The following is a 24,950-nucleotide window of genomic DNA, read 5'->3' on the forward strand; positions in this document are numbered from 1 at the left end:
CAGCTGAATACTAAGCGGTCGCTCAGCAGTCGTGCCGGCGCCGCGATCCAAGGGCGAGGAGAATCAGCATGTCCACCACCGAGCAGCGCGTCGCCGTAGTGACCGGGGCGGCGCGGGGCATTGGCGCCGCGAGCGCGGTACGTCTGGCGGCCGAGGGCCGGGCCGTCGCCGTACTCGACCTGGACGAGGCGGCCTGCGCGGAGACCGTCGGCACGATCACCGCCGCGGGCGGCAAGGCCCTGGCCGTCGGCTGCGACGTCTCCGACGCCGCCCAGGTGGAGGCCGCCGTCGAGCGCGTCGCCGCCGAACTCGGCGCGCCCACCGTCCTCGTCAACAACGCGGGTGTGCTCCGCGACAACCTCCTCTTCAAGATGAGCGAGTCCGACTGGGACACGGTCATGAACGTGCACCTCAAGGGCGCGTTCCTGATGGCACGGGCCTGTCAGCGGCACATGGTGGACGCCTCGTTCGGCCGGATCGTCAACCTGTCGTCCAGCTCGGCGCTCGGAAACCGCGGCCAGGCCAACTACGCCGCGGTCAAGGCCGGACTCCAGGGCTTCACCAAGACCCTGGCCAAGGAGCTCGGCAAGTTCGGCGTCACGGCCAACGCCGTGGCCCCCGGCTTCATCGTCACCGACATGACCGCCCAGACCGCCGCCCGTGTCGGCATGGGCTTCGAGGAGTTCCAGGCGGCCGCCGCCACCCAGATCCCGGTCCAGCGGGTCGGCGTCCCCGACGACATCGCGAACGCGATCGCCTTCTTCACGGGCGAGAACGCCGGATTCGTCTCCGGCCAGGTGCTGTACGTCGCCGGCGGACCCCTCAACTGAACCGGAGAGTGACGGACATGACGCAGCAGCCGAAGGACACCGGCCGGCCCGACAGCGGCAAGGTCGCACTGATCACGGGCGCCAGCCGCGGCATCGGATACGGCATCGCCGAGGCGCTCGTCGCCCGCGGCGACCGGGTGTGCATCACCGGACGGGGCGAGGACGCCCTCAAGGAGGCCGTGGAGCGGCTGGGCGCGGACCGGGTGATCGGCTTTCCCGGCAAGGCCCACGACGAGGCCCACCAGGCCGCCGCGGTCGACCGCACCATGGAGGAGTTCGGCCGCGTCGACTATCTGGTGAACAACGCGGGGACGAATCCCGTCTTCGGCCCCATGGCCGATCTGGATCTGGGCGTGGCACGCAAGGTCTACGAGACCAACGTCATCTCGGCCCTCGGCTTCGCCCAGCTGACCTGGCGCGCCTGGCAGAAGGACCACGGCGGTGCGATCGTGAACATCGCGTCGATCGCCGGGGTGTCGGCCTCGCCGTTCATCGGGGCGTACGGGATGAGCAAGGCGGCGATGGTCAATCTGACCCTCCAGCTCGCCCACGAGTTCGCGCCGGGCGTGCGGGTCAACGCGATCGCTCCCGCCGTGATCAAGACCAGGTTCGCGCAGGCGATCTACGAGGGCCGGGAGGCGGAGGCCGCGGCGTCCTATCCCCTGGGGCGCCTCGGTGTTCCGGAGGACGTCGGCGGCGCCGCGGCCTTCCTCACCTCCGACCAGTCGGACTGGATCACCGGCCAGACGCTGGCCGTCGACGGCGGAATTTTCCTCAATGCTGGTGTGCACTGACACGTTTTGTCGGTAAATGCTTCAAGTGCCCCATCGGACCTGCATATTGAACCGATGGGGCGCTGCGGTATGGTCGGCCGACTCGTGGCTGAACAAGGAGCGTGCACGTGTTCAACCGGACCAGTCTGCAGGCGGCTGCAGCCCTCGCGTCCATATCCCTGCTTGCCGGGTGTGGCCTGTTTTCGTCGGACAGCGCCGGAGGGGATCAGAAGATCACGGTCGGCACCACCAGTGAGCCGAGCACGCTCGACCCGGCCGCCGCGTGGGACAACTCGTGGGAGCTGTACAGGAACGTCTTCCAGACCCTGGTCGCGTTCCCCACCGGCAGCACGACCCCACAGCCCGACGCCGCCGACAACTGCAAATTCACGGACTCGACCAACAAGGTCTACCGCTGCACGCTCCGCGAGGGGCTGACGTTCTCGAACGGCCACGAGCTCGACGCCGACGCCGTCAAGCACTCCTTCGACCGCATCGTGAAGATCAACGTGAACGGTGGTCCCAACGGACTCCTCGCGTCCCTCGACGGTGTCACCTCCGACGGCGAGCTGACCGTCACGTTCAATCTGAACAAGCCGGACGCCACGTTCCCGTTCGTCCTCGCCGCCCCCGCGATGTCCATCGTCGACCCGGCGGAGTACCCGGCCGACAAGCTCCGCGAAGACGGCAAGCTGACCGGTTCCGGCCCCTACACACTTGAGTCGTACACGTCCGGCAGCAACGCCGAACTGGCGCAGAACGCCAGCTACAAGGGCTTCGCCGACCGTAAGAACAAGGCCGTCACGATCCAGTACTTCCAGGACTCCGACAAAATGTTCGGAGCCCTCAAGAAGAAGGAGATCGACGTCATCTACCGAGGTCTTACCTCGGAGGAAGTCGTCGAACTCGAACAGAAGAAGGAAGAGAACGACCACCTTCAGCTGGTCGAGACCGTCGGCGCCGACATCCGTTACCTGGTGTTCAACCCCAAGGACGAGTCGGCGGCCAAGCTGCCCGTACGGCAGGCGGTGGCCCAGGTGGTCGACCGAGACGCGCTGGTGGCCAAGGTCTACCAGGGCACGGCCGAGCCGCTGTACTCCATGGTCCCCAAGGGCATCTCGGGGCACGCCACGAGCTTCTTCGACAAGTACGGCGACCCGGACGTCGACAAGGCGCGCACGATCCTCGAGGACGCCGGCATCGACACGCCCGTGCCGCTGACGTTCTGGTTCACGACCGACCGTTACGGCTCCGGCACGGTGGCCGAGTTCGCGGAGCTCAAGCGCCAGCTCGAAGCGTCGGGCCTCTTCAAGATCACGCTGAAGAGCAAGCCGTGGAAAGACTTCCAGGCGGGCTTCCAGAAGGGCGAGTACCCGGTCTTCGGCCGTGGCTGGTTCCCCGACTTCCCGGACCCGGACAACTTCGTGGCTCCCTTCGTCGGTAAGAACAACGCGCTCAGCACTCCGTACGAGAGCCCCGAGATCACCACGGAGCTGCTGCCGCAGTCGCGGCGCGAGAGCGACCGGGGCGCGGTCATCGAGCAGTTCGAGCGCGCCCAGGAGATCTTCGTCGACGATGTGCGGCTGCTGCCGCTGTGGCAGGGCAAGCTCTACGTCGCGGCCTCGGAGGAGATCAGCGGCGGCGAGCGGGCGCTCGACCCGCAGACGGTCATGCAGCTGTGGGAGTTCAGCCGCAAGGCCAGCTGGTAGTCGCGGCAGCCGCGATTGTCAGTGGTCAGCGGTAGGTTCAGCGGTGGACCAACTGATCGCTTACCGGAGGTTGTTGACGTGACCGACACCGACATGCTGCCCGAATCCTGGCGCGGCGTCCTCGGCGGGGAACTGCAGAAGCCCTACTTCAAGGAGCTCACCGAGTTCGTCGAGGAAGAGCGGTCGAAGGGGCCGGTCTACCCCCCGCGCGACGAGGTGTTCGCCGCGCTGGACGCCACGCCTTACGACCAGGTGAAGGTCCTGGTCCTCGGCCAGGATCCGTACCACGGCGAGGGCCAGGGCCACGGTCTCTGCTTCTCGGTGCGGCCCGGTGTGCGCACGCCTCCCTCCTTGCGGAACATCTACAAGGAGATGAAGGAGGAGCTCGGCCACCCGGTGCCGGACAACGGATATCTGATGCCGTGGGCCGAGCAGGGCGTGCTCCTGCTCAACGCCGTACTCACGGTCCGGGCCGGCGAGGCCAACTCGCACAAGGGCAAGGGCTGGGAGCAGGTGACGGACGCGGTGATCCGCGCGGTCGACGCCCGCCCGGATCCGGCGGTCTTCGTGCTCTGGGGTGCCTACGCGCAGAAGAAGCTGCCGCTGATCGACGAGAGCCGGCACGTGGTGGTGAAGGGCGCGCACCCGTCGCCGCTGTCGGCGAAGAAGTTCTTCGGCTCGCGCCCGTTCACGCAGATCGACGAGGCGATCGCGGCGCAGGGCCACAAGGCGATCGACTGGCGCATCCCCGACCTGGGCTGACCTGGTCCCCGCCGCGTCCGCCGCGCGCGGCGCGGCTCGTGCGGGCGCCCGCCCGGCGGTCCGCGCCGGGCGGGTGAGCCTGTACGGGATTGCCCGTCCCTGCGGCTAGCGTCGAGCGGACGGGATCGACCGGACGGGCGCGGGAGGCGGCGGCGATGGGGCAGCGCGAAGTGTCGGAGGACGGCGTCCTGACCAGGATCGGGCAGGCGGTCATGCTGCTGCACGGCGGTGACCGCGAAGAGGCGCGCAATCGGTTCGGCGCGCTGTGGACCGAGATCGGCGAGTCCGGCGACGCGCTCCACCGCTGCACGCTCGCGCATTACATGGCGGACACCCAGGACGACCCCGGCGACGAACTGGCCTGGGACCTGCGCGCGCTGACCGCCGCGGAGGGACCGGCCACGGCGCGCGCCTCGCCGGCGGTACGGGCGTTCTATCCCTCGCTCCACCTCAACCTGGCCGCCGACTACGTGAAACTCCAGCGCCCCGACGCGGCGCGCCTCCACCTCTCCCGGGCACGCGCGGCCGTGAACGCCCTCGGGGACGACGGGCACGGGAACGACGGCGTACGGACCGCGATCGGGCGCCTCGAGCAGGAGCTGCTGGACGAGTAGGGCGGGAACCGGCGTCCGGGGCGATCAGCCGCCGTACATCGCCTCGCAGACGTGGCTCTGAGGGCTGCCCGGCGCCCAGCCCCCGTACCGGCCGCCGAGCGCGCACAGCCCGGCGCCCGTGTCCGGCACGTCCGGCACCTTCGGCGGAGCCACCAGAGGGGGCGCGGGGCGCGATGCGGGCGGACGCACGGGCCGCTTGGCCGGCTCGCGCGGCGGTGGTACGGCGTCCGCCACGGCCCGCCGCTTCGCAGGCGTGCGGACGGGCGGGGCCGCGGCCTCCAGGACCTCACGGGCGGGTGGCTGCGCGATCCGCGGCCCGGCCGGGCTTCGCGGCGGAGCCGCGCGTACGGTCCCGACGCCCGCGCCCGCGTTCGCCCCGGCCCCGGGCTCCACCGCCACACACCCCGAGACCCCGGCGACGGCCACACCGAGCAGGAGCACCGCTGTCGTTCTCGTTCGCCGCGTCACCCGGCCAACTCTGGCGGGGCGCGGCGGCGTGTGGATGCCGTAACGGCCGGGCATGACCCGCACGGGTGACGCCGCGCCCCCAGGTGTTGCCGCGGGCGTCGCCGACGGCGGCCCCCGCAACGCCCGTATGCTGCACAGAAGCGCTCCGGCGCGTGAGACAGGACCGCGGCGAGGCAACAGGGAGACCCACGTGAAGGTCGGCTGCATAGGGCTCGGGGACATCGCCCAGAAGGCGTATCTGCCGGTACTCACCACGCTGCCCGGGACGGAGCTGCACCTTCAGACCCGGACCCCGGCCACCCTCACCCGGGTCGGCGAGAGCCACCACATCCCCGACGAGCGGCGTCACGCCGACCTGGACTCGCTGCTCGCCCAGGGCCTGGACGCCGCGTTCGTCCACGCGCCGACCTCCGCCCACGCCGAGATCGTCACCCGGCTCCTGGACGCCGGTGTGCCGACCTTCGTCGACAAGCCGCTCGCCTATGAACTCGGCGACTCCGAGCGCCTGGTGACCCTCGCCGAAGAGCGCGGGACAAGCCTGGCCGTCGGCTTCAACCGGCGTTTCGCGCCCGCGTACGCCCAGTGCCTGGAACACCCGCGCGAGCTGATCCTCATGCAGAAGAACCGCATCGGCCTGCCCGAGGACGCGCGCACCCTGGTCCTGGACGACTTCATCCATGTCGTGGACACCCTGCGCTTCCTGCTCCCCGGCCCCGTCGAGCACGTCGACGTCCGCGCCCGGACGCGTGAGGGCCTCACCCATCACGTGGTGCTCCAGCTCTCCGGCGACGGCTTCACCGCCATCGGCATGATGAACCGGATGAACGGCTCGACCGAGGAGATCCTCGAAGTCTCCGGACAGGACACCAAGCGGGCCGTCCACCATCTCGCCGAGATCGTCGACCACAAGGGCCAGCCCAGCGTCCGCCGGCGCGGCGACTGGGTGCCGGTGGCCCGGCAGCGCGGCATCGAGCAGTGCGTACTGGCGTTCCTGGACGCCGTACGCGCCGGGAAGACGCTCAGCGCGCGGGACGCGCTCGCTACGCACGAGTTGTGTGAACGGGTGGTACAGGCGGCGCGGACGCAGGCCGTCTGAGCGACCGCGCTCCCTCGGCGGCGCAGAGGACCGCGAGCACGGCCAGCGCGCCGTACAGCGGCCAGTCGCCGTACTTCACGTACGCGGTGGCGCCGCGTGTCAGCGGCAGCTCGTACACGGCGCTCGCGCTGCTTCCCGTACCGAGCCGGGCTCCGGCCTCTTCGCCGCGCGGGCCGTACACCGCGCTGACACCGGTGAGGGTGGCGTGCACCATGGGGCGGCCCGTCTCGGCCGCCCGCAGCGCCGCCAGCGAGGCATGCTGCTCCGGCGCCCAGCTGTGCTGGAACGTCGACGTCGACGACTGCGCGACGAGCAACTGCGCGCCGTCCCTGACCAGTTGCCGGCTCATGTCGGGGAACGCCGACTCGAAGCAGATCAGCGGGCCCAGCCGCGGCCCGCCCCGCCCCTCGCCGGGCAGCACCATGACCACTTGGCGGGTGCCGCGTCTGCGGTCCTCGCCCGCCGCCTTGCCGACCGATGTCGCCCAGCCGAGCGCCGCGCGCGCCGGGACGTACTCACCGAACGGCACCAGCCGCATCTTGTCGTACCGGTCACCCGTCAGGCCGTTGGGACCCACGAGTACGGCACTCTTGAAAATCCCGGTACGCCCCGCCCTGTCCGTGCCGGCAGCGTCCACATTGACCAGGATCTCGGCGCCCACCAGCCGTGACAGCACGGCGACGCGCGCCGCCAGATCGGGCCGGGTGCCGAGATCCTCGCCGACGCTGCTCTCGCCCCATACGACGAGATCGAGATCCCGTCCGGCCAGCGAGCGGGTCAGCTCCTCGCTGCGGTCGAAACGCCGCTCGACGCCGTCGGGACCGGCGAAGACTCCCGGCTGGACGACCGCGACGCGCGCCTGCCCCGTCCGCTCGGGCCGCGGCGCCCACACCCACGCGCAGGACACACCGACCGCGCACGCCACCAGGCCCACGGCGACGACCGCACGGGCCGTGGCGACCGCCAGCAGCGCCGTCAGCCCGGTGTTCACGGCGACCACCAGCAGACTGACCAGCCAGACGCCGCCCACCGAGGCGAGCCGCAGCGCGGGGGCCGCCTCCCACTGGCTGGCGCCCAGCAGCCCCCAGGGACCGCCCAGGCCCTCCAAGGACCGCACCGTCTCGATCATCAGCCAGCCCGACGGCACCACCACCAGCGCGGCGACCGTACGCCGGGGCGACGGACGCCCGCCGAGCATCAGGCGCACCAGCCAGCCCCACGGCGCCCACAACAGCCCCAGCAGAGCGGCCAGCACCACGATGAACACATGCAGGCTCGGCATCAGCCAGTGATGGACGGCCAGTATGAAACCCAGCCCGCCGAGCCAGCCGTCCAGGATCGCGCGCCGCCCCGTCGGAGCCGTACGCACCAGCAGCATCCAGGGCACGAGCGCCCCGTACGCGAGCCACCAGAGACCCGGCTCGGGAAAGGCGAGCGCGGGCAGGGCCCCGGCTGTCACGGCGGCGGCGCCGCGCCACACCGGCGACGTGGAGCGCCGGACCCACGTCTCCCGGCCGACGGCCGGAACCCACCTCTCCCGCCGACCGGCCGGAACCCGCATGCCGCGCCCCCCTCGTCCCGCCCGTGAGCGGTGCAGATCGGCGGCACCGGCCGGCGATGCCGGTGAGCGGTGCCTTTGCGATCAGTGTGCGGGAGGGAGCGCGCCGGACGACAGAGCGCCCCCGGCGCGTCAGCCTTCGTCGTCTCAGTGCCGGGCCGTGGCACCGGCGCCGCTCGGCGCCCTCTCCCGCACCACGACGCTGTGCAGCCGCCAGCCGTCCTCCGTACGGGAGAGGCCGAAGGTGTAGCGGCTGAGAGCGGTGGTCGTCTCGCCGGACTCCGGGAACATCGTGGTCAGACAGTCGGCCCGCACCTCGGCGCGGTCGCCCGGATACGCGCCGACGTCCTGGAAGGCCAGCCGGCGGTTGCCGATCAGGTGCTGGCGTACGGGAAAGCGGCCGAGGACGCCGGCGAGCCAGTCGGCCACCTCGGCGGCCGATCCCTCGATCCCGCCGGCGGCACGGTGGTCTGCCCGCCCGTCGGGGGTGTACAGGGCAAGGAAGCCGGGCCAGTCGGAATCGTCGACGGCCATCGCGTAGCCGCTGATCACCTCGTCGATGGCCAGTCGGTCCATCACGGTCGCGAGATCCACACGCTGCGTCATCGTGTCAGTCTCGGGCAGCGCGGGCCCCAGGCCAAGGCCCGTGCGGGTCTGTCGATCATCCGGTCGAGCGGCGGGCCGACCCGCAGGGCCTCTTCATGCGCCGGACCCATGGGAAAGGCCCGGCCACGCGGTGTCACCGCGTGGCCGGGCCCGACGTCCGACTGTCGAAACGCGCCCCTGGGCGTACGCCCCTAAGCGGCCTCGTCGACCGAGTCGTGCAGGGCCGCCGCCCATTCCAGCAGCAGGACTTCGTACTCCTCGGCCGGCCACGTGCCGTCGGCCGCGTCGACCAGGGCGCGGATGCGCTCGTTGGCCGCGACGGCACCGGACGCCGCGGGAGCGGATGAGGAAGTTGTGGACATACGGCAACGGTACGGGCCGCCGTGGCCTTCTCACGCCGTTCCGGGAGCGGCATAGCTCACACGCCGAGAGGGCAACCCCACGGTGCGTCAGCTGTGAGCCCTGCTGCGCCAAGGGTTCCGGGCGCCGTAAGGCAGTTGGAGAACGGGCAGGCGGCAAACGTGTCCTTGAGCACACCGGGCGTGAACGACGCCGGTCAGCCGCCCGATTCGCCCGCGTGCGGGCTCAGGGCGTCCGTACCGACGAGGAAGAAGATCACGATGCCGAGCAGGATCCGGTAGATCACGAACGGCATGAAGCTCTTCGTGGTGATGAACTTCATGAACCATGCGATCACGGCGTATCCCACCACGAAGGCGATGATCGTCGCGAAGATCGTCGGACCCCACGAGACATGTCCCTCGCCCGCGTTCCTCAACTCGAAGGCTCCCGAGGCCAGTACGGCCGGAACGGCCAGCAGGAACGAGTAACGCGCCGCCGCCTCACGGGTGTAGCCCATCAGCAGGCCGCCGCTGATCGTGGCACCCGAGCGCGAGACACCCGGAATCAGCGCCAGGGCCTGGCAGAAGCCGAAGATCAGACCGTCCCTGACGCCCAGTTCCTGGAGCGACTTGCGCTCCTTGACGGCGCGGTGCTTGCCGCCGGCCTCGTCGCGTGCCGCCAGCCGGTCCGCGATGCCGAGGATGATGCCCATCACGATCAGCGTCGTCGCGATCAGCCGCAGATCGCGGAACGGCCCCTCGATATGGTCCTTGAACACGAGCCCGAGCACACCGATGGGGATCGAGCCGACGATGACCAGCCAGCCCATCTTGGCGTCGTGGTCGGAGCGCATCGCCTTGTCGGTCAGCGAGCGGAACCACGCCGACACGATGCGGGCGATGTCCTTGCGGAAGTAGATGAGAACCGCCGCCTCCGTACCGATCTGGGTGATCGCGGTGAACGCCGCACCCGGGTCGTGCCAGCCCGCGAAGGCGGCCGTCAGCCGCAGATGCGCGCTGGAGGAGATGGGCAGGAACTCGGTCAGCCCCTGGACGAGTCCGAGGATGAGTGATTCGAACCAAGACATTGGGTGCTACGCCATCCAAGAAAAGATCGTGCACCGGCCGGTGCGAACGCGGGCCGGTGGCGGATTGTGTACCGACGGGCGGGGTGCGGAGCCGTTCATATGGAGCGGGGTGTGGATGTGCTCACGCGGACTCATCACTGCTCGCAGGAGTACTCGAAGGGATGGCGGTGCGGTGCCGGCGGCGCGACGGATATCCACTCCCCTTTCCCGGGAGGAGCGGTCGCGCGCCGGACGGGGGCAGCGTAGCCGCTGCGGGTTACGAGGCCGCGCCAGGCCCCGGTCACGGGCCCGAGGAGGCCCGGAACACTCCGGGAACACTCCGCGCGGCGCGAGGGCTCGGGAGCGCGTAGGGGGCGCGCGAGGTGGCGTGTAGGGGGTGCATGGAGGGGAGTTCAAGGTCACATCGGTTCGACCTGATAACCGTCGAACGCGCTGCCCTAACATCTCGGCATGACGCTCCTGCCCGACAGCGGGCTTTCGCTGGCAGCCGAGTTCCCCGAACCCACCCATGAGCAGTGGCAGGGTCTGGTGGAGGGCGTACTCCGGAAATCCGGTCGGGACGTCTCCGGCACCGCCGCCGAGGACGCACTCTCGACAACGATCGAGGACGGACTGACCACCCGTCCCCTCTACACCGCCGCCGACGATCCCGGCGACGGCGGCCTGCCCGGCTTCGCGCCCTTCACCCGCGGCGGCACCCCCGCGGGCCCCGCGCCCGGCGGCTGGGACGTACGCCAGCGCCACGCGCGCACCGACCCGGCACGCACCAACGAAGCCGTACTCGAAGACCTCGCCAACGGCACCACCTCCCTGTGGCTGGCGGTGGGTCGAAACGGCGTACCCGTCTCGGGCCTGGCCGACGCCCTAGCCGGCGTCTACCTCGACCTCGCCCCGGTCGCGCTCGACGCGGGTGACGAATTCCCCGACGCGGCGGCCGAGTTGCTGCGCCTGTACGACGAACGCGACGTCCCGCGCGGGGAGGCGCGCGGCACCCTCGGCGCCGACCCGATCGGCCGCCTCGCCCGTACCGGCGACGAGACCCCCGGCCGCCAGGACGCCGCGGCGGAACTCGCCGGGCTGTGCCACCGCGAGTACCCCGGACTGCGCGCCCTCGTCGTCGACGCCCTGCCCTACCACGAGGCCGGCGGCTCGGCCGCGCAGGAACTCGGCTGCTCGCTCGCGGCCGGCGTCGCCGCGCTGCGCGACCTCGACGCGGCGGGGCTCTCCGTCGAAGCGGCCTGCGGCCAGCTGGAGTTCAGATACGCCGCCACCGCCGACCAGTTCCTGACCATCGCCAAACTCCGCGCCGCGCGCCGGCTGTGGGCCCGCGTCGCGGAGGTCAGCGGAGCCGGACCGGCCGGCGCCGCCCAGCGCCAGCACGCAGTCACCTCGTCGGTGATGATGACCCGGCGCGACCCGTGGGTGAACATGCTGCGCACCACGGTCGCCTCGCTCGCCGCCGGGGTCGGCGGCGCCGACTCCGTCACCGTGCTGCCCTTCGACCACAGCCTCGGACTCCCCGACGCCTTCGCCCGGCGCATCGCCCGCAACACCTCGACCATCCTCATCGAGGAGTCCCACCTCGGCCGCGTCATCGACCCGGCCGGCGGTTCCTGGTACGTCGAGCGGCTCACCGACGACCTCGCGCACGCCGCCTGGGCCTGGTTCCAGGAGATCGAACGCGCCGGCGGCCAGCGCGCCGCGCTGCGGAGCGGCCTGGTCGCCGAACGCCTCGCCACGACCTGGGCGGCCCGCTCCGAGAAGCTGGCCCGCCGACGCGAACCGGTCACCGGCGTCAGCGAGTTCCCCCAACTGGCCGAGACACCCGTCGTACGCGACGCACCGCCCCCGGCCGCGACCGGCGGACTGCCCACCGTCCGCCGCGACGACGCCTTCGAGGCCCTGCGCTCCCGCTCCGACGCCCACCTCGCGTCGACCGGCGCCCGCCCACGCGTCTTCCTGGCCGCCCTCGGCCCGGCCGCCGCGCACACGGCGCGGGTGACGTTCGCGTCGAACCTCTTCCAGTCCGGCGGCGTCGAACCGGTCCACGACCCCGTCACCGTCGACGCGACCACCGCCGCCGACGCCTTCGAACGCAGCGGCGCCGCCATCGCCTGCCTCTGTTCCAGCGATCCGCTCTACGCCGAACAAGCCGGGGAAGTCGCTGCGGCACTGAAATCGGCCGGTGCCACCCGCGTATATCTCGCGGGTCGTCCGGGCGAGCTGCGCGAGAGTCTCACCGGCGCGGGAGTCGACGAGTTCGTCGCCGCGGGCGGGGACGCCGTCGCCCAACTCACCTCCGCCCTCGACCACATGGGAGTGGCGCCATGACCGTCCCCGACTTCACCGGTATCGACCTGGGTCCCGCCACGCCCTCGGGCGGGCACGAGGACCAGTGGCGCACCGCCGTCAAGGAGAGCACCGGCAGGAGCGACGCCGACCTCGTCTGGAACACCCCCGAGGGCATCGACGTCAAACCGCTCTACACCTCGCAGGACCTCGCGGGCCTCGACTTCCTCGGGACGTACCCCGGCATCGCGCCGTATCTGCGCGGCCCCTACCCGACGATGTACGTCAACCAGCCCTGGACGATCCGTCAGTACGCCGGATTCTCCACCGCCGAGGAGTCCAACGCCTTCTACCGGCGCAACCTCGCGGCCGGGCAGAAGGGCCTGTCCGTCGCCTTCGACCTGCCGACGCACCGCGGGTACGACAGCGACCACCCTCGTGTGACCGGTGACGTCGGCATGGCGGGCGTCGCCATCGACTCCATCTACGACATGCGCCAGCTCTTCGACGGCATCCCGCTCGACAGGATGACCGTCTCGATGACCATGAACGGCGCCGTCCTGCCCGTACTCGCCCTGTACATCGTCGCGGCCGAGGAGCAGGGCGTACCGCCCGAGAAGCTCGCCGGGACCATCCAGAACGACATCCTCAAAGAGTTCATGGTCCGCAACACCTACATCTATCCGCCCGCCCCCTCGATGCGGATCATCTCCGACATCTTCGCGTACACCTCGCGCAAGATGCCGCGCTACAACTCCATCTCCATCTCCGGCTACCACATCCAGGAAGCCGGTGCGACGGCCGATCTGGAGCTGGCCTACACCCTCGCCGACGGCGTCGAGTATCTGCGCGCCGGACTCGACGTGGGCCTCGACGTCGACGCGTTCGCCCCCCGGCTCTCCTTCTTCTGGGCCATCGGCATGAACTTCTTCATGGAGATCGCCAAGCTGCGCGCCGCGCGCCTGCTCTGGGCCAGGCTCGTCAAGAAGTTCGACCCCAAGAACGCCAAGTCGCTGTCGCTGCGCACCCATTCACAGACCTCCGGCTGGTCGCTCACCGCGCAGGACGTCTTCAACAACGTCCCGCGCACCTGTGTCGAGGCGATGGCCGCCACCCAGGGCCACACCCAGTCGCTGCACACCAACGCCCTGGACGAGGCACTCGCCCTGCCCACCGACTTCTCCGCGCGCATCGCACGCAACACCCAACTCCTGCTCCAGCAGGAGTCCGGCACCTGTCGCGTCATCGACCCGTGGGGCGGCAGCGCCTACGTCGAGAAGCTGACGTACGACCTCGCGCGCCGCGCCTGGCAGCACATCGAGGAGGTCGAGGCGGCAGGCGGCATGGCGCGGGCCATCGCCGAGGGCATCCCCAAGCTCCGGATCGAGGAAGCGGCGGCCCGCACCCAGGCCAGGATCGACTCCGGGCGCCAGCCCGTCATCGGCGTCAACAAGTACCTGGTCGAGAGCGACGAGCAGATCGAGGTCCGCTCGGTCGACAACTCCTCCGTACGGACGCAGCAGATCGCCAAGCTGCGCCGGCTGCGCGACGAGCGCGACGAGGCCGCCTGCCAGGACGCGCTGCGCGCCCTCACCGGCGCGGCAGAGGCGGGATCGAGCCAGGGGCTCGACGGCAACCTGCTGGCCCTCGCCGTGAACGCGGCGCGCGCCAAGGCCACCGTCGGCGAGATCTCCGACGCCCTGGAGAAGGTCTACGGACGCCACTCCGGCCAGATCCGTACCATCTCCGGTGTGTACAGGAACGAGGCCGGCACGTCACCGGCGGTCGAGAGCACCCGGGAAGCCGTCGAGGAGTTCGAGCGTGCCGAGGGACGGCGCCCGCGCATCCTGGTCGCCAAGATGGGCCAGGACGGCCACGACCGCGGCCAGAAGGTCATCGCCACCGCCTTCGCCGACCTGGGATTCGACGTCGACGTCGGCCCGCTGTTCCAGACGCCAGGCGAGGTCGCGCGGCAGGCCGTCGAGGCCGACGTGCACATCGTCGGGGTGTCGTCGCTGGCCGCCGGACACCTCACGCTCGTGCCCGCCCTGCGCGAGGAACTCGCCCGCGAGGGCCGCGAGGACATCATGATCGTCGTCGGCGGGGTGATCCCGCCCGGGGACATCGACGAGCTGCACCGCGCGGGCGCTGCGGCCGTCTTCCCGCCCGGCACCGTCATCCCCGACGCCGCGCGGGACCTGCTCACCACCCTGGCCGCCGCTCTCGGCCACGAGCGGTGAGCCGGTGGCTCCTCGGATCGACATCGACACCTACACCAAAGGGGTGCTCGACGGCTCCCGTTCGGCCGTCGCGCGCGCCATCACCCTCGTGGAATCCACCAGGGCCGACCACCGGGAACTCGCCCAGCGGCTCCTGACCGCGCTGCTGCCCTACTCCGGCACGGCGCGCAGGATCGGCATCAGCGGCGTGCCCGGCGTCGGCAAGTCCACCTTCATCGACGCACTCGGCACGATGCTCACCGGCCTCGGGCACCGGGTCGCCGTCCTCGCCGTCGACCCGTCGTCCAGCAGGACCGGCGGCTCCATCCTGGGCGACAAGACCCGTATGGAACGCCTGGCGGTCGACCCGGCGGCCTTCGTCCGGCCCTCACCCACGGCGGGCACCCTGGGCGGCGTCGCCAAGGCCACCCGCGAGACGATCATCGTCATGGAGGCGGCGGGCTACGACGTGGTCCTCGTCGAGACCGTCGGCGTCGGCCAGTCGGAGACCGCCGTCGCGAACATGGTCGACTCCTTCCTCCTACTGAGCCTCGCCCGTACAGGCGACCAGCTCCAGGGCATCAAGAAGGGTGTGCTCGAGCTGGCCGACCTCATCGCCGTCAACAAGGCCGACGGGCCGCACGAGCGGGACGCCCGCTCCGCCGCGCGTGAACTCGCGGGCGCGCTGCGCCTGATGCACCCCGCCGACGCCGCGTGGACACCACCGGTACTGAGTTGCAGTGCCCGCGAGGGCACCGGGCTCGACACCGTCTGGGAGCGCCTGGAGCAGCACCGGAAGGTCCTCGACACCAGCGGGCGCCTCCAGCGCAAGCGCAGCGACCAGCAGGTCGACTGGACCTGGTCGATGGTCAAAGACCATCTGCTGGACCGGCTGCGCGACCATCCGGGCGTACGCCACCTGGCTCCCGCGCTCGAACAGCGGGTAAGGGACGGCTCGTTGACGGCGACGCTGGCCGCCGAGCGGATCGTCGAGGCGCTGGACCTGCCGACCGGGGGAGAGGACCGATGACCGAACGCATTCCTACGGAGGACGAGACCGTTCTCGTACGGCGCGACGGGCGCGTGGGGCGGCTCACGCTCAACCGGCCGCGCGCGCTCAACGCCCTCACCCACGCCATGGTGCGGCGCGTCGACGCCGCGCTCGCCGCGTGGGAGGACGACTCCTCCGTAACGACGGTGGTCATCGACGGCGCCGGCGGACGCGGACTGTGCGCGGGCGGCGACATCCGGGCGATCTACGAGGACGCGCGTACCGGCGGCTCGGAGTCGCCCGCGTTCTGGCGCGACGAGTACCGCCTCAACGCCCGGATCGCACGTTTCCCGATGCCGTACGTCGCCTTCATGGACGGCATCGTGATGGGCGGCGGGGTGGGCGTCTCGGCACACGGCGACGTCCGGATCGTCACCGAACGCTCGCGGGTCGCCATGCCCGAGACCGGGATCGGCCTCGTACCGGATGTCGGCGGTACGTATCTGCTCTCCCGGGCACCCGGTGAACTCGGTACGCATCTCGCCCTCACCGGCACGGCGGTGGGCGCCGCCGACGCGATCCTCTGCGGACTCGCCGACCACTGCGTGCCCTCCGAGCGGCTGCCCGACCTGGCGCGCCAACTCGCCGACACCGACGTGGCGGTGGCCGTACGGCGCCACGAGTCCGCGCCGCCCGAGGGGGAGTTGGCGGCCGACCGCGAGTGGATCGACGCGTGTTACGCCGCGGACTCGGTGGAGGAGATCGTGGACCGGCTCTTCGCCAGCGGGCACCACGGGGCGAAGCAGACGGCGGAGACCATCCTGACGAAGTCACCGACCGCGCTGAAGGCGACGCTGGCCGCCGTGCGCGGGGCAAGGCGGCTGGAGACGCTGGAGGAGGTGCTGGACGTGGAGTACCGGGCGTCGTGCGCGGCGCTGCGGACGCCGGATCTGGTGGAGGGGATCAGGGCGCAGGTGATCGACAAGGACCGGACGCCGAGGTGGGTGCCGGGGGAGCTGGGCGCGGTGACGCCGGGCGACGTGGCGCGCTTCTCGCAGACGCCGCCGGGTGGTGACCTGGGGTTGGCGGGCGGGCTCTCCTGAGCCTGCCCGGCGGTCGAGGGCGCAGCCGGTCAGGCGACCGGCTCCGGGACCCTGGCCTCCGCGGGCGCCGGGCTCGCGGGACGCAACCGGTGGCGCTTGAACCAGGCCAGCACGCCCGCGCCCGCCCCCGTCAGCACGATGAACCCCATCGCCAGCAGGAACGCGGGCGACGTCGGCGACCCCGCCTGGCTCCCCGCGACCACGTACGCCGCCGTGTTCGGGATGCAGCCGATGCCCGTCGCCAGCAGGAACGGCAGCCAGCCCATCTTCGACACCGCCGCACAGTAGTTGGCGGCCACGAACGGGACCCCGGGGAACAGCCGCACCGCCATCATCGAGCGGAACCCGTGCCGGCTCAACTGCCCGTCCGCCGCCGTCAGCCAGCGGCCCCGCAGCAGCGGACGCAGCGCCTCCTGACCGAGGAAGCGGCCGAGGCCGAAGGCGATGCCCGCGCCCAGCACCGTCCCCGCGATCGCCGCCGGGAGCCCGAGCTGCGTACCGAACAGCGCGCCCGCCGCGAGGTTGAGCAGCGGACGCGGCACGAAGGCCGCCGTGCACACCCCGTAGGCCGCGGCGAACAGCACCACGGCCGCGCCGCCGCTCAGCTGCGGCCAGCCGGCCGAGACGAATCTCTGCGGCTCGTAGACCAGCACCGCGGTCCCCGCGCACACCAGCAGGAGCACGAGGAGGGAGAGCCTGGACCAGGGTGAGAGCAGCACCCTCGTACAGCGGACCGTGAGGCCGGCGGACGGCCTGTCGACAGGGTCGAGCATTCGGGGAGACTAACCGACGACGAGATGTGATTGTCATCAAGAGGCGGGAGACAACCGCCACTCGGGCGGTCGCCCGGCCCGTCCGGGGCCGTACGCGGACCACCACGCATTGTCAGTGGCGGCGCATAACCTGCACGTCATGACCCTCGCACCGCCCCCCAGCGCTCTCGCCGACACCGTGCTGGAACGGCTCGTCGTCGGTTACGCCACAGCGGCCGATCCGGTACGGGCGGCGCGGTCCGCCGCGTATCTCAAGGGCGTCGCCCCCTTCCTCGGCATCCCCGCGCCCCAACGCCGCGCCCTGTCACGGCAGGTGCTGGACTCGCTGCCGCGTCCCGACGAGAGGGACTGCGTGGCGATCGCGCTGCGCTGCTGGGAGCTGCCCGAGCGGGAGTACCAGTACTTCGCGGTCGACTACCTCCGCCGTCACGTCCGCCGTCTGTCGTCCGGCTTCCTCCCGGTCGTACGGCATCTCGTCTCCACGGTCTCCTGGTGGGACACCGTGGACGCCCTCGCAGTCCATCTCGCCGGCGGACTCGTCACCGCCGACCGCGCGCTCGCGGCCGAGATGGACGACTGGATCGAGGACGACGACCTGTGGATCGCGCGCACCGCGCTGCTGCACCAGCTCACCTACAAGGAAGCGACCGACACCGAGCGGCTGTTCGGCTACTGCCTCCGGCAGTCCGGGCACCCCGACTTCTTCATCCGCAAGGCGATCGGCTGGTGCCTGCGCGAGTACGCCAAGACCGACCCCGCCGCCGTCCAGGACTTCGTCGCAGGCGCCCGCGACCGGCTTTCCCCGCTCTCCGTACGCGAGGCGCTGAAGAACCTCTGAGCCGTACGCCCGAAAGGCCTAACGCCTACAAGGCGAGCGCCCACAGAGCGGTACGCCCGTAAACCTGTCGACGCCGCGCCGCCGGTCGGACATCATCGACGACATGTTCCGGTACGCCTTCCACGCAGCGCCGTCCGCAGTCGCGGACGCGCCGAAGGCTGCCGCGTTCCTGGCGGCGCACGCGGAAGCGGCCGCAGCGGAGGCCGCCGCGGCGGCGCCGCTCGACGGCGCCCGAAGCTGACCCTTCCCGGATCGTCCGGCGGACCCCACAGGGGGAGGGTCGGCAAGGCCCCGGGGGTCCCCTTCACGCTTCGAGTTCCTGGAAGGAACACGTCAGCCATGCCCAAGACGGCATACGTGCGCACCAAGCCGCACCTCAACATCGGCACCATGGGCCATGTCGACCACGGCAAGACCACTCTGACCGCTGCGATCACCAAGGTCCTCAGCGAGCGCGGGACCGGCACGTTCGTGCCGTTCGACCGGATCGACCGGGCCCCCGAGGAGGCGGCGCGCGGCATCACCATCAACATCGCGCACGTCGAGTACGAGACGGACACCCGCCACTACGCGCACATCGACATGCCCGGCCACGCCGACTACATCAAGAACATGGTCACCGGCGCGGCGCAGCTCGACGGCGCGATCCTCGTCGTGTCCGCGCTCGACGGGATCATGCCGCAGACCGCCGAGCACGTACTGCTCGCCCGACAGGTCGGCGTCGACCACATCGTCGTCGCCCTCAACAAGGCCGACGCGGGCGACGACGAGCTGACCGACCTGGTCGAGCTGGAAGTGCGTGAGCTGCTGAGCTCGCACGGGTACGGCGGGGAGAGCGTCCCCGTCGTCCGGGTCTCCGGGCTCCGGGCGCTGGAGGGCGACCCGCGCTGGACGGACGCCGTGCAGGCGCTGCTCGACGCGGTCGACACGTACGTGCCGGTCCCCGTCAGGTACACCGACGCGCCGTTCCTGCTCCCGGTGGAGAACGTCCTGACCATCACCGGGCGCGGCACGGTCGTCACCGGCGCCGTCGAGCGCGGCACGGTACGCGTCGGCGACCGGATCGAGGTGCTCGGCGGCGGGTCCGGGCCGCAGCTCAGTACGGTCACCTCGCTGGAGACCTTCGGGAAGCCGATGGAGTTCGCCGAGGCGGGCGACAACGTCGCCCTGCTGCTGCGCGGTGTGCCACGCGACGCGATCCGCCGGGGCGATGTGGTCGCCGCGCCGGACAGCACCGTGCCGAGCAGGCGGTTCACCGCGCGGGTGTACGTCCTGTCGGCGAAGGAGGGCGGACGTACGACACCGGTGACGACGGGGTACCGGCCGCAGTTCTACATCCGCACGGCCGACGTGGTCGGTGACATCGACCTCGGCGAGCTGGCCGTCGCGCGGCCCGGTGACACGGTCTCCCTGACCGTGGAGCTGGGCCGGGACGTGCCGCTGGAGTCCGGGCTCGGCTTCGCGATCCGCGAAGGCGGGCGCACGGTCGGCGCGGGCACGGTGACCGAGCTGATCTGACCACCCGCGGGCCGCCGCGCCCGTCTCCTCCACTCCGGGGGAGGCGGGCGCTGTCGGCTCCACCGGGCACGGCACGCACAATGGGACGGTGAGCGAAGCCATCCCCGTCATCCGGACCGTCGACTGCGGCACCGCCCGGCTGCTGCCGGACGTGGACCGGGAACGGGCGTGGCTGCTGACGGTCGACGGCGCGCCCCAGTCGTACGTCGACCTGGACGAGCCGACCCATCTCGAATTCGAGTACACCCGGCGCCTCGGACACGTCGTCGATCGCGCCGCCGACGAGGGCGACCCGCTCACCGTGCTCCATCTCGGCGGCGGCGCCCTCACCCTGCCCCGCTATGTGAGCGCGACCCGGCCGGGCTCGACACAGGACGTCGTCGACGCCGACGGGGCGCTGCTCGCCCTGGTCGCCGAGGAGTTGCCGCTCCCGGACGGGGCCGGGATCGCCGTGCACGACGCCGACGCCCGCGAATGGCTCGCCTCGGCGCCGGCCCGCTCGGTGGATCTGCTCATCGGTGACGTCTTCGGCGGCTCGCGGGTGCCCGCCCATCTGACGTCCGTGGAGTACGCGCGCCTCGCCGAACGGGTGCTGCGGGCCGACGGCCTCTACGCGGCCAACCTCGCCGACGGCGCGCCCTTCACCTTCCTGAAGTCCCAACTGGCCACGTTCGCCTCGGTGTTCGAGGAGCTGGCGCTCATCGCCGAGCCGTCGGTGCTGCGCGGTCGCCGCTTCGGCAACGCCGTACTCCTCGCCTCGCACGCGCCGATCGACACGGCGGCCCTGGCCCGCCGGACCGCGTCCGACGCCTTTCCGGCCCGCGTCGAACACGGCGCGTCGCTGCGGCGGTTCACCGGAGCCGCCCCGATCGTCCGGGACGCCGACGCGGTGGCATCACCCGAGCCGCCCGAGGGAGCGTTCAGCATCGGCTGAGCCCCGAGGCCGGCGCGCACGCGGGGCTCGGGGCTCAGCCGGTCCGGTCGGCTACTTGGCCAGCCGGACGGTGCTCATGATCTTCATCAGCGTCTCGTCGGGGATCTCGTCGTCGACGCCCCTGGCGCCGTACAGGACCCACGTCGTGAAGTCGCCCTTGGCGTTGGTGAAAGTGAAGGCGATCGACTTGCCGTCGGTGTCGCACTTCTCCTTCTTGGGCAGGCCCGTGCTCGCGGCAGTCGAGTAGTGCCCCTTGAGCCCGGCCTTGGTCGTGTACGCCTTGGACTTCTCGACCTTGATCGCCTTCTGCTGCTGCGCCTCGGTCGCCTCCTGCGCGTACGCGGCCCAGACCCAGCTGCCGGACTCGTTGCTGGCGGCGGTCGCCGTGTCCTTGGCGCCCTTGCCACCCTTGGTGCCGGTGCCGCCGAGACTGACGTCCTCGATCTCGCCGTCCTTGTCCGTGTCCTGCTCGCACCAGGCGGACTTCAGGAAGGCCGGAGCGGAGAAGGTGATGGCGGGCGAGCCGTCACCCTTCTCGACGTCCTCGAAGCCCGAGAACACGTCGGGCTTCTCGACCACCCAGTCGGCGGGGACGTCGAACTGCGTCCCGTGATTGGGGTTGGTCACGACCTTCCAGCCCGCGACGGTGGGCTCGCCGACACCCGAACCGTCGCGCGGGTTGTCCTCCGGCGTCGGCTTCGTCTTCGGCTCCTTCGACGCGGACGCCTTGGGGTCGTCGGCGACGTTCGAGCTCTCGTCGTCGTTGCCCAGCACGAAGAAGCCCGTGGCCGCCGCCGCGACGACGACCGCCGACGCGGCGATGATCGCGACCGTCTTGGTGCGCTTCTTGTCCTGGGAGGGATCGGGGCCGCCCGGCCCGCCGCCGTACCCCGGCACCGCGTACTGCTGCGGCACGGTCGGCTGCTGGTACGGGTTGGGCGGCTGCTGTCCCGGCTGCTGCGGGTAGCCGGGCTGCTGCTGATACCCGGGCTGCTGATATCCCGGCTGCTGATAGGGATTCGGCTGCTGGTACCCCGGCTGCTGGTAAGGGTTGGTATTCGGATCCTGCGGGTTTTGCTCGCCCCCGGGCGGCTGCTGTCCTGGCCACATGGCGAGTAACGATAGATGGGTCGTCCCCGCACTGCTACGGCCGCCCTGTCGCAGGATGGCAACTGAGGCTACTCGCGGGTAATATCGCGCCGTATGAGCTCCGATCAGATGACCGTCGGCGAGATGCTCGCCGCCACCGTTCCCATGGCGAGGACTCTCAACATGGAGTTCCTCGAAACCACCGCCGAGCGCGCCGTCGTACGGCTTCCGGACCAGGCCGCCTTCCACAACCACGTCGGGGGCCCACACGCCGGCGCGATGTTCACACTCGGCGACACCGTCAGCGGCGCCGTCGTGCTCGCCGCCTTCGGCGACCAGCTCACCCGAGCCGTACCGCTCGTCGTCAAGGCGGAGATCGGCTACAAGAAGCTCGCCATGGGCGTCGTCACGGCGACCGCCACCGTGGACCGCCCGGTCGCGGACGTCGTCGCCGAACTCGACGGGGGCGGGCGCCCGGAAATACCCGTCACCGTCGTCTTCAACCGGGAGGACGGCGCCGTCACCGGCGAGATGACCATCATCTGGACGCTGCGCCTCAACACCTGACCGGGCCGCCGCCGACGACCGGGGCGCGGTCCGCCCCGGTCATCGAAGGGTGTGCCACCCAGGTAGGCTGCCCGGCGTGCGCCTGGAAGGCGCACGCCGGGCAGCGGCACATCCGACACAGGAGGAATCGGTCTTGCACGTCCAGGAGTGGCTGGAGACCGTACCGGCGATCAGTGTCTATGCCCTGGTCGGCGTGGTGATCGGGCTCGAAAGCCTCGGTATCCCGCTGCCGGGCGAGATCGTCCTCGTCAGCTCGGCCCTGCTGGCCTCGCAGCACGGCGACATCGATCCGTACATCCTCGGCGCGTGCGCCACCGCCGGCGCGATCATCGGCGACTCGATCGGGTACGCCATCGGCCGCAAGGGCGGCAGACCGCTGCTCGCCCGGCTCGGCGGGAAGTTCCCGAACCACTTCGGCGAGGCACAGATCGCCATGGCCGAGCGGTCGTTCCAGAAGTGGGGCATGTGGGCGGTCTTCTTCGGCCGCTTCGTCGCACTGCTGCGGATCTTCGCCGGGCCGCTCGCCGGCGTGCTGCGAATGCCCTACTGGAAGTTCCTCATCGCCAACGTCCTGGGCGGAATCGTCTGGGCCGGGGGCACGACCGCCGTCATCTACTCGCTGGGCATCGTCGCCGAGGCATGGCTGAAGCGCTTCTCCTGGCTGGGCCTCGTCCTCGCCGTACTGATCGGCCTCACGTCGATGCTCGTCATCAAGAACCGCGCGAAGAAGGCGTCCGCGCAGGCCGGGACCTCCGCCGAGGGCGCGGCGGGCCCGCTCGACCCGGAGCCCGTACCCGCCACCGACTGACGGCGGCCGCCCGCTCTCACTCCTCGTGCACGGCCCGATGCCGGTTCGCCAGCTCCAGATAGACCGCCGCGTTGAGCTTGATGCCCTCGCGCTCCTCCTCGGTCAGCTCCCGCCTCACCTTGGCGGGCACCCCGGCGACCAGCGAACCCGCCGGTACGCGCATCCCCTGCGGCACCAGCGCCTGGGCCGCGACGAGTGAGCCGGCCCCGATGTGCGCCCCGTTGAGTACGGTGGCGCCCATGCCGACCAGCACGTCGTCCTCGACTGTGCAGCCGTGCAGCACCGCGTTGTGACCCACCGAGACCCGCTCGCCGATCGTGACGGGGGAGCCCGGATCGACATGGATGGTGCAGTTGTCCTGGATGTTGCTGTCGGCGCCGATGGCGATCGGACCCCCGTCGGCACGCAGCACCGTGTGGTACCAGACGCTCGAACCGGCGGCCAGGGCGACCTCGCCGATCACCACCGCCGTCGGCGCCACGAACGCCGTCGGATCGATCACGGGCTCCTGTCCGCCCACACCCGCGATCAATGCCCGCTCTGCCATGCCGTCTCCTCCGCCTGCCGCCCGGCGCGTCCGTCTGTGCCCCGTGCGTGCCCTCGCGTGTCCGTACGTCCACCGGAACCGTAAGCGACGGGCGCCCCCGCTCCGGCACCAGGTGGGCGACGACACCCCCTGTCTGAACTGACGGCCGATCAATAGCCTGGCCGAAGGCGAATGTTGCCGTCGCTTCGACCTAGGGAGCCCCATGGCCACCGCACAGCAGGTCCCCGACATCCTGTCTGCCGAGTTCGCCGAGAATCCGTACCCCGCCTACCGCATGATGCGTGAGAGCGCGCCGCTGATCTGGCACGAGGCGACCAACAGCTACCTCATATCGCGGTACGAGGACGTGGAACGGGCCTTCAAGGACAAGGCGTCGGCGTTCACCACCGAGAACTACCACTGGCAGATCGAGCCCGTGCACGGGAAGACGATCCTCCAACTGAGCGGCCGGGAGCACGCCGTACGCCGCGCGCTCGTCGCTCCCGCGTTCCGGGGCAGCGACCTGGAGGAGAAGTTCCTGCCGGTCATCGAACGCAACTCCCGCCGGCTCATCGACGCCTTCCGGCACACCGGCAGCGTCGACCTGGTGGACGGCTTCGCCACCCGCTTCCCGGTCGACGTCATCGCCGAGATGCTGGGGCTCGACCGGGCCGACCACGCCCGCTTCCACGGCTGGTACACGACCGTCATCGCCTTCCTCGGCAATCTGTCCGGCGATCCCGAGGTGACAGCCGCGGGTGAACGGACCCGGATCGAGTTCGCCGAGTACATGATCCCGATCATCCGGGCGCGCCGGGACAGTCTCGGCGACGACCTGCTGTCCACGCTCTGCGCCGCCGAGGTCGACGGGGTGCGGATGAGCGACGAGGACATCAAGGCGTTCTGCAGCCTGCTGCTCGCGGCCGGCGGCGAGACCACCGACAAGGCCATCGCCTCGATCTTCGCGAATCTGCTGCTCCACCCGGACCAGCTCGCCGCCGTACGCGAGGACCGGAGCCTGATCGACCGGGCTTTCGCGGAGACCCTGCGGTACACACCGCCGGTGCACATGATCATGCGGCAGACCGCCGAGGAGGTCACCCTCAGCGGTGGCACCGTACCCGCCGGCGCCACCGTCACCTGCCTCATAGGCGCCGCCAACAGGGACGGTGACCGCTTCGCCGAGCCGGACACCTTCAACATCTTCCGCGAGGACCTGACCACGACGACCGCGTTCTCCGCCGCCGCCGACCACCTGGCCTTCGCGCTCGGGCGGCACTTCTGCGTCGGCGCGTTGCTGGCCAGGGCCGAGGTGCGGGTCGGAGTGGGGCAACTCCTCGACGCCATGCCCGGGTTGCGGCTGGCGGACGGGTTCGACCCGGTCGAGCAGGGGGTGTTCACCCGAGGCCCACGGTCACTGCCGGTGGAGTTCACCCCCGTCGCGAGCTGA

At 71.0% G+C, this 24,950-nt stretch carries 25 protein-coding genes; 17 read left to right on the top strand and 8 right to left on the bottom strand.

Annotation, left to right across the window (positions count from 1 at the left end; translation table 11 throughout):
• Window positions 1-68 precede the first annotated feature (68 nt).
• From fabG to ACFWHU_RS20550, 5 genes are all read left to right on the top strand, one after another.
• Window positions 69-830 (top strand): 3-oxoacyl-ACP reductase FabG, encoded by a 762-nt coding sequence (fabG, locus tag ACFWHU_RS20530; protein ID WP_383844485.1) that lies wholly within the window; start codon window positions 69-71, stop codon window positions 828-830.
• 17 nt (window positions 831-847) lie between these two features.
• A complete protein-coding gene (locus tag ACFWHU_RS20535) occupies window positions 848-1,624 on the top strand; it encodes an SDR family oxidoreductase (protein WP_387226148.1) in 777 nt (258 codons plus the stop codon).
• 107 nt (window positions 1,625-1,731) lie between these two features.
• Complete coding sequence (locus ACFWHU_RS20540; RefSeq protein WP_385803207.1) at window positions 1,732-3,312, top strand: ABC transporter substrate-binding protein; 1,581 nt, start codon at window positions 1,732-1,734, stop codon at window positions 3,310-3,312.
• A 78-nt stretch (window positions 3,313-3,390) separates the two neighbouring features.
• Window positions 3,391-4,074 (top strand): uracil-DNA glycosylase, encoded by a 684-nt coding sequence (locus tag ACFWHU_RS20545; RefSeq protein WP_385803209.1) that lies wholly within the window; start codon window positions 3,391-3,393, stop codon window positions 4,072-4,074.
• A 155-nt stretch (window positions 4,075-4,229) separates the two neighbouring features.
• On the top strand, window positions 4,230-4,688 hold the full coding sequence (locus ACFWHU_RS20550) for a hypothetical protein (protein ID WP_385803211.1): 459 nt from the start codon (window positions 4,230-4,232) through the stop codon (window positions 4,686-4,688).
• 24 nt (window positions 4,689-4,712) lie between these two features.
• Here ACFWHU_RS20550 and ACFWHU_RS20555 read toward each other — a convergent pair whose 3' ends face one another.
• The gene (locus ACFWHU_RS20555; RefSeq protein ID WP_387226151.1) at window positions 4,713-5,156 is read right to left on the bottom strand and encodes a hypothetical protein; all 444 of its coding nucleotides are present in this window, start codon (window positions 5,154-5,156) and stop codon (window positions 4,713-4,715) included.
• A gap of 190 nt (window positions 5,157-5,346) precedes the next feature.
• Between ACFWHU_RS20555 and ACFWHU_RS20560 the strand changes: the two genes are divergently transcribed.
• The gene (locus ACFWHU_RS20560; RefSeq protein ID WP_387226153.1) at window positions 5,347-6,252 is read left to right on the top strand and encodes a Gfo/Idh/MocA family protein; all 906 of its coding nucleotides are present in this window, start codon (window positions 5,347-5,349) and stop codon (window positions 6,250-6,252) included.
• On the opposite strand, the gene lnt is transcribed toward ACFWHU_RS20560, so the two are convergent.
• From lnt to ACFWHU_RS20580, 4 genes are all read right to left on the bottom strand, one after another.
• Window positions 6,197-7,813 carry an apolipoprotein N-acyltransferase gene (gene lnt, locus ACFWHU_RS20565; protein ID WP_387226155.1) on the bottom strand — a complete coding sequence of 539 codons (1,617 nt, stop codon included), beginning with the start codon at window positions 7,811-7,813 and terminating at the stop codon, window positions 6,197-6,199. The genes ACFWHU_RS20560 and lnt overlap by 56 nt on opposite strands.
• Window positions 7,814-7,957: 144 nt before the next feature.
• Window positions 7,958-8,416: a nuclear transport factor 2 family protein gene (locus ACFWHU_RS20570; protein WP_387226157.1), complete on the bottom strand. Its 459-nt coding sequence runs from the start codon at window positions 8,414-8,416 to the stop codon at window positions 7,958-7,960.
• Window positions 8,417-8,607: 191 nt separating this feature from the next.
• Window positions 8,608-8,778 (bottom strand): hypothetical protein, encoded by a 171-nt coding sequence (locus tag ACFWHU_RS20575; RefSeq protein ID WP_023543147.1) that lies wholly within the window; start codon window positions 8,776-8,778, stop codon window positions 8,608-8,610.
• A 194-nt stretch (window positions 8,779-8,972) separates the two neighbouring features.
• Entirely contained in the window at window positions 8,973-9,845 is an 873-nt protein-coding gene (locus ACFWHU_RS20580) for an undecaprenyl-diphosphate phosphatase (protein ID WP_385804701.1), read from the bottom strand.
• Between the two features lie 450 nt (window positions 9,846-10,295).
• On the opposite strand from ACFWHU_RS20580, the gene ACFWHU_RS20585 reads away from it, so the two are divergent.
• From ACFWHU_RS20585 to ACFWHU_RS20600, 4 genes are read left to right on the top strand one after another with little or no spacing between them, the layout of a single operon-like run.
• Window positions 10,296-12,176, top strand: a complete 1,881-nt coding sequence (locus tag ACFWHU_RS20585) for a methylmalonyl-CoA mutase family protein (protein WP_387226160.1) — start codon at window positions 10,296-10,298, stop codon at window positions 12,174-12,176.
• On the top strand, window positions 12,173-14,374 hold the full coding sequence (gene scpA, locus ACFWHU_RS20590) for a methylmalonyl-CoA mutase (protein WP_387226162.1): 2,202 nt from the start codon (window positions 12,173-12,175) through the stop codon (window positions 14,372-14,374). The genes ACFWHU_RS20585 and scpA overlap by 4 nt, the downstream gene beginning before the upstream one ends.
• Before the next feature lie 4 nt (window positions 14,375-14,378).
• Window positions 14,379-15,383 carry a methylmalonyl Co-A mutase-associated GTPase MeaB gene (gene meaB, locus ACFWHU_RS20595; protein ID WP_385804707.1) on the top strand — a complete coding sequence of 335 codons (1,005 nt, stop codon included), beginning with the start codon at window positions 14,379-14,381 and terminating at the stop codon, window positions 15,381-15,383.
• The gene (locus ACFWHU_RS20600) at window positions 15,380-16,447 is read left to right on the top strand and encodes an enoyl-CoA hydratase/isomerase family protein (protein ID WP_387226164.1); all 1,068 of its coding nucleotides are present in this window, start codon (window positions 15,380-15,382) and stop codon (window positions 16,445-16,447) included. Before meaB ends, ACFWHU_RS20600 begins: the two co-directional genes overlap by 4 nt.
• Before the next feature lie 29 nt (window positions 16,448-16,476).
• On the opposite strand, the gene ACFWHU_RS20605 is transcribed toward ACFWHU_RS20600, so the two are convergent.
• Window positions 16,477-17,220 (bottom strand): TVP38/TMEM64 family protein, encoded by a 744-nt coding sequence (locus tag ACFWHU_RS20605; protein WP_385804711.1) that lies wholly within the window; start codon window positions 17,218-17,220, stop codon window positions 16,477-16,479.
• A gap of 139 nt (window positions 17,221-17,359) precedes the next feature.
• Between ACFWHU_RS20605 and ACFWHU_RS20610 the strand changes: the two genes are divergently transcribed.
• From ACFWHU_RS20610 to ACFWHU_RS20625, 4 genes are all read left to right on the top strand, one after another.
• Window positions 17,360-18,058 (top strand): DNA alkylation repair protein, encoded by a 699-nt coding sequence (locus ACFWHU_RS20610; RefSeq protein WP_387226166.1) that lies wholly within the window; start codon window positions 17,360-17,362, stop codon window positions 18,056-18,058.
• 103 nt (window positions 18,059-18,161) lie between these two features.
• Window positions 18,162-18,299 carry a hypothetical protein gene (locus ACFWHU_RS20615; RefSeq protein ID WP_385804715.1) on the top strand — a complete coding sequence of 46 codons (138 nt, stop codon included), beginning with the start codon at window positions 18,162-18,164 and terminating at the stop codon, window positions 18,297-18,299.
• A gap of 98 nt (window positions 18,300-18,397) precedes the next feature.
• Window positions 18,398-19,576 (top strand): elongation factor Tu, encoded by a 1,179-nt coding sequence (tuf, locus tag ACFWHU_RS20620; RefSeq protein WP_385804717.1) that lies wholly within the window; start codon window positions 18,398-18,400, stop codon window positions 19,574-19,576.
• A gap of 88 nt (window positions 19,577-19,664) precedes the next feature.
• Window positions 19,665-20,510 carry a spermidine synthase gene (locus ACFWHU_RS20625; RefSeq protein ID WP_387226169.1) on the top strand — a complete coding sequence of 282 codons (846 nt, stop codon included), beginning with the start codon at window positions 19,665-19,667 and terminating at the stop codon, window positions 20,508-20,510.
• A 51-nt stretch (window positions 20,511-20,561) separates the two neighbouring features.
• Here ACFWHU_RS20625 and ACFWHU_RS20630 read toward each other — a convergent pair whose 3' ends face one another.
• Entirely contained in the window at window positions 20,562-21,620 is a 1,059-nt protein-coding gene (locus ACFWHU_RS20630) for a hypothetical protein (protein ID WP_387226171.1), read from the bottom strand.
• Between the two features lie 108 nt (window positions 21,621-21,728).
• Between ACFWHU_RS20630 and ACFWHU_RS20635 the strand changes: the two genes are divergently transcribed.
• Both ACFWHU_RS20635 and ACFWHU_RS20640 read left to right on the top strand, forming a co-directional pair.
• On the top strand, window positions 21,729-22,166 hold the full coding sequence (locus ACFWHU_RS20635) for a DUF4442 domain-containing protein (RefSeq protein WP_385804723.1): 438 nt from the start codon (window positions 21,729-21,731) through the stop codon (window positions 22,164-22,166).
• Window positions 22,167-22,299: 133 nt separating this feature from the next.
• Entirely contained in the window at window positions 22,300-22,974 is a 675-nt protein-coding gene (locus ACFWHU_RS20640) for a DedA family protein (protein ID WP_385802983.1), read from the top strand.
• A gap of 16 nt (window positions 22,975-22,990) precedes the next feature.
• Here the strand turns inward: ACFWHU_RS20640 and ACFWHU_RS20645 are convergent, their stop codons facing one another.
• Window positions 22,991-23,521 (bottom strand): gamma carbonic anhydrase family protein, encoded by a 531-nt coding sequence (locus ACFWHU_RS20645; protein WP_387226173.1) that lies wholly within the window; start codon window positions 23,519-23,521, stop codon window positions 22,991-22,993.
• A gap of 202 nt (window positions 23,522-23,723) precedes the next feature.
• On the opposite strand from ACFWHU_RS20645, the gene ACFWHU_RS20650 reads away from it, so the two are divergent.
• Window positions 23,724-24,950, top strand: a complete 1,227-nt coding sequence (locus ACFWHU_RS20650; protein WP_385802986.1) for a cytochrome P450 — start codon at window positions 23,724-23,726, stop codon at window positions 24,948-24,950.

Source organism: Streptomyces sp. NPDC060366 (assembly GCF_042725135.1).
Taxonomy (GTDB): Bacteria; Actinomycetota; Actinomycetes; order Streptomycetales; family Streptomycetaceae; genus Streptomyces.

Excerpts from the sequence above, each read along its gene's own strand:
- ACFWHU_RS20645 (WP_387226173.1), bottom strand. The coding sequence starts at position 23,521 with ATGGCAGAGCGGGCATTGATCGCGGGTGTGGGCGGACAGGAGCCCGTG.
- ACFWHU_RS20580 (WP_385804701.1), bottom strand. The coding sequence starts at position 9,845 with ATGTCTTGGTTCGAATCACTCATCCTCGGACTCGTCCAGGGGCTGACC.
- ACFWHU_RS20550 (WP_385803211.1), top strand. The coding sequence starts at position 4,230 with ATGGGGCAGCGCGAAGTGTCGGAGGACGGCGTCCTGACCAGGATCGGG.
- ACFWHU_RS20635 (WP_385804723.1), top strand. The coding sequence starts at position 21,729 with ATGACCGTCGGCGAGATGCTCGCCGCCACCGTTCCCATGGCGAGGACT.
- ACFWHU_RS20570 (WP_387226157.1), bottom strand. The coding sequence starts at position 8,416 with ATGACGCAGCGTGTGGATCTCGCGACCGTGATGGACCGACTGGCCATC.
- ACFWHU_RS20650 (WP_385802986.1), top strand. The coding sequence starts at position 23,724 with ATGGCCACCGCACAGCAGGTCCCCGACATCCTGTCTGCCGAGTTCGCC.
- scpA (WP_387226162.1), top strand. The coding sequence starts at position 12,173 with ATGACCGTCCCCGACTTCACCGGTATCGACCTGGGTCCCGCCACGCCC.
- ACFWHU_RS20610 (WP_387226166.1), top strand. The coding sequence starts at position 17,360 with ATGACCCTCGCACCGCCCCCCAGCGCTCTCGCCGACACCGTGCTGGAA.
- tuf (WP_385804717.1), top strand. The coding sequence starts at position 18,398 with ATGCCCAAGACGGCATACGTGCGCACCAAGCCGCACCTCAACATCGGC.
- fabG (WP_383844485.1), top strand. The coding sequence starts at position 69 with ATGTCCACCACCGAGCAGCGCGTCGCCGTAGTGACCGGGGCGGCGCGG.
- ACFWHU_RS20600 (WP_387226164.1), top strand. The coding sequence starts at position 15,380 with ATGACCGAACGCATTCCTACGGAGGACGAGACCGTTCTCGTACGGCGC.
- ACFWHU_RS20535 (WP_387226148.1), top strand. The coding sequence starts at position 848 with ATGACGCAGCAGCCGAAGGACACCGGCCGGCCCGACAGCGGCAAGGTC.
- ACFWHU_RS20630 (WP_387226171.1), bottom strand. The coding sequence starts at position 21,620 with ATGTGGCCAGGACAGCAGCCGCCCGGGGGCGAGCAAAACCCGCAGGAT.
- ACFWHU_RS20575 (WP_023543147.1), bottom strand. The coding sequence starts at position 8,778 with ATGTCCACAACTTCCTCATCCGCTCCCGCGGCGTCCGGTGCCGTCGCG.
- ACFWHU_RS20615 (WP_385804715.1), top strand. The coding sequence starts at position 18,162 with ATGTTCCGGTACGCCTTCCACGCAGCGCCGTCCGCAGTCGCGGACGCG.
- ACFWHU_RS20585 (WP_387226160.1), top strand. The coding sequence starts at position 10,296 with ATGACGCTCCTGCCCGACAGCGGGCTTTCGCTGGCAGCCGAGTTCCCC.
- lnt (WP_387226155.1), bottom strand. The coding sequence starts at position 7,813 with ATGCGGGTTCCGGCCGGTCGGCGGGAGAGGTGGGTTCCGGCCGTCGGC.
- ACFWHU_RS20605 (WP_385804711.1), bottom strand. The coding sequence starts at position 17,220 with ATGCTCGACCCTGTCGACAGGCCGTCCGCCGGCCTCACGGTCCGCTGT.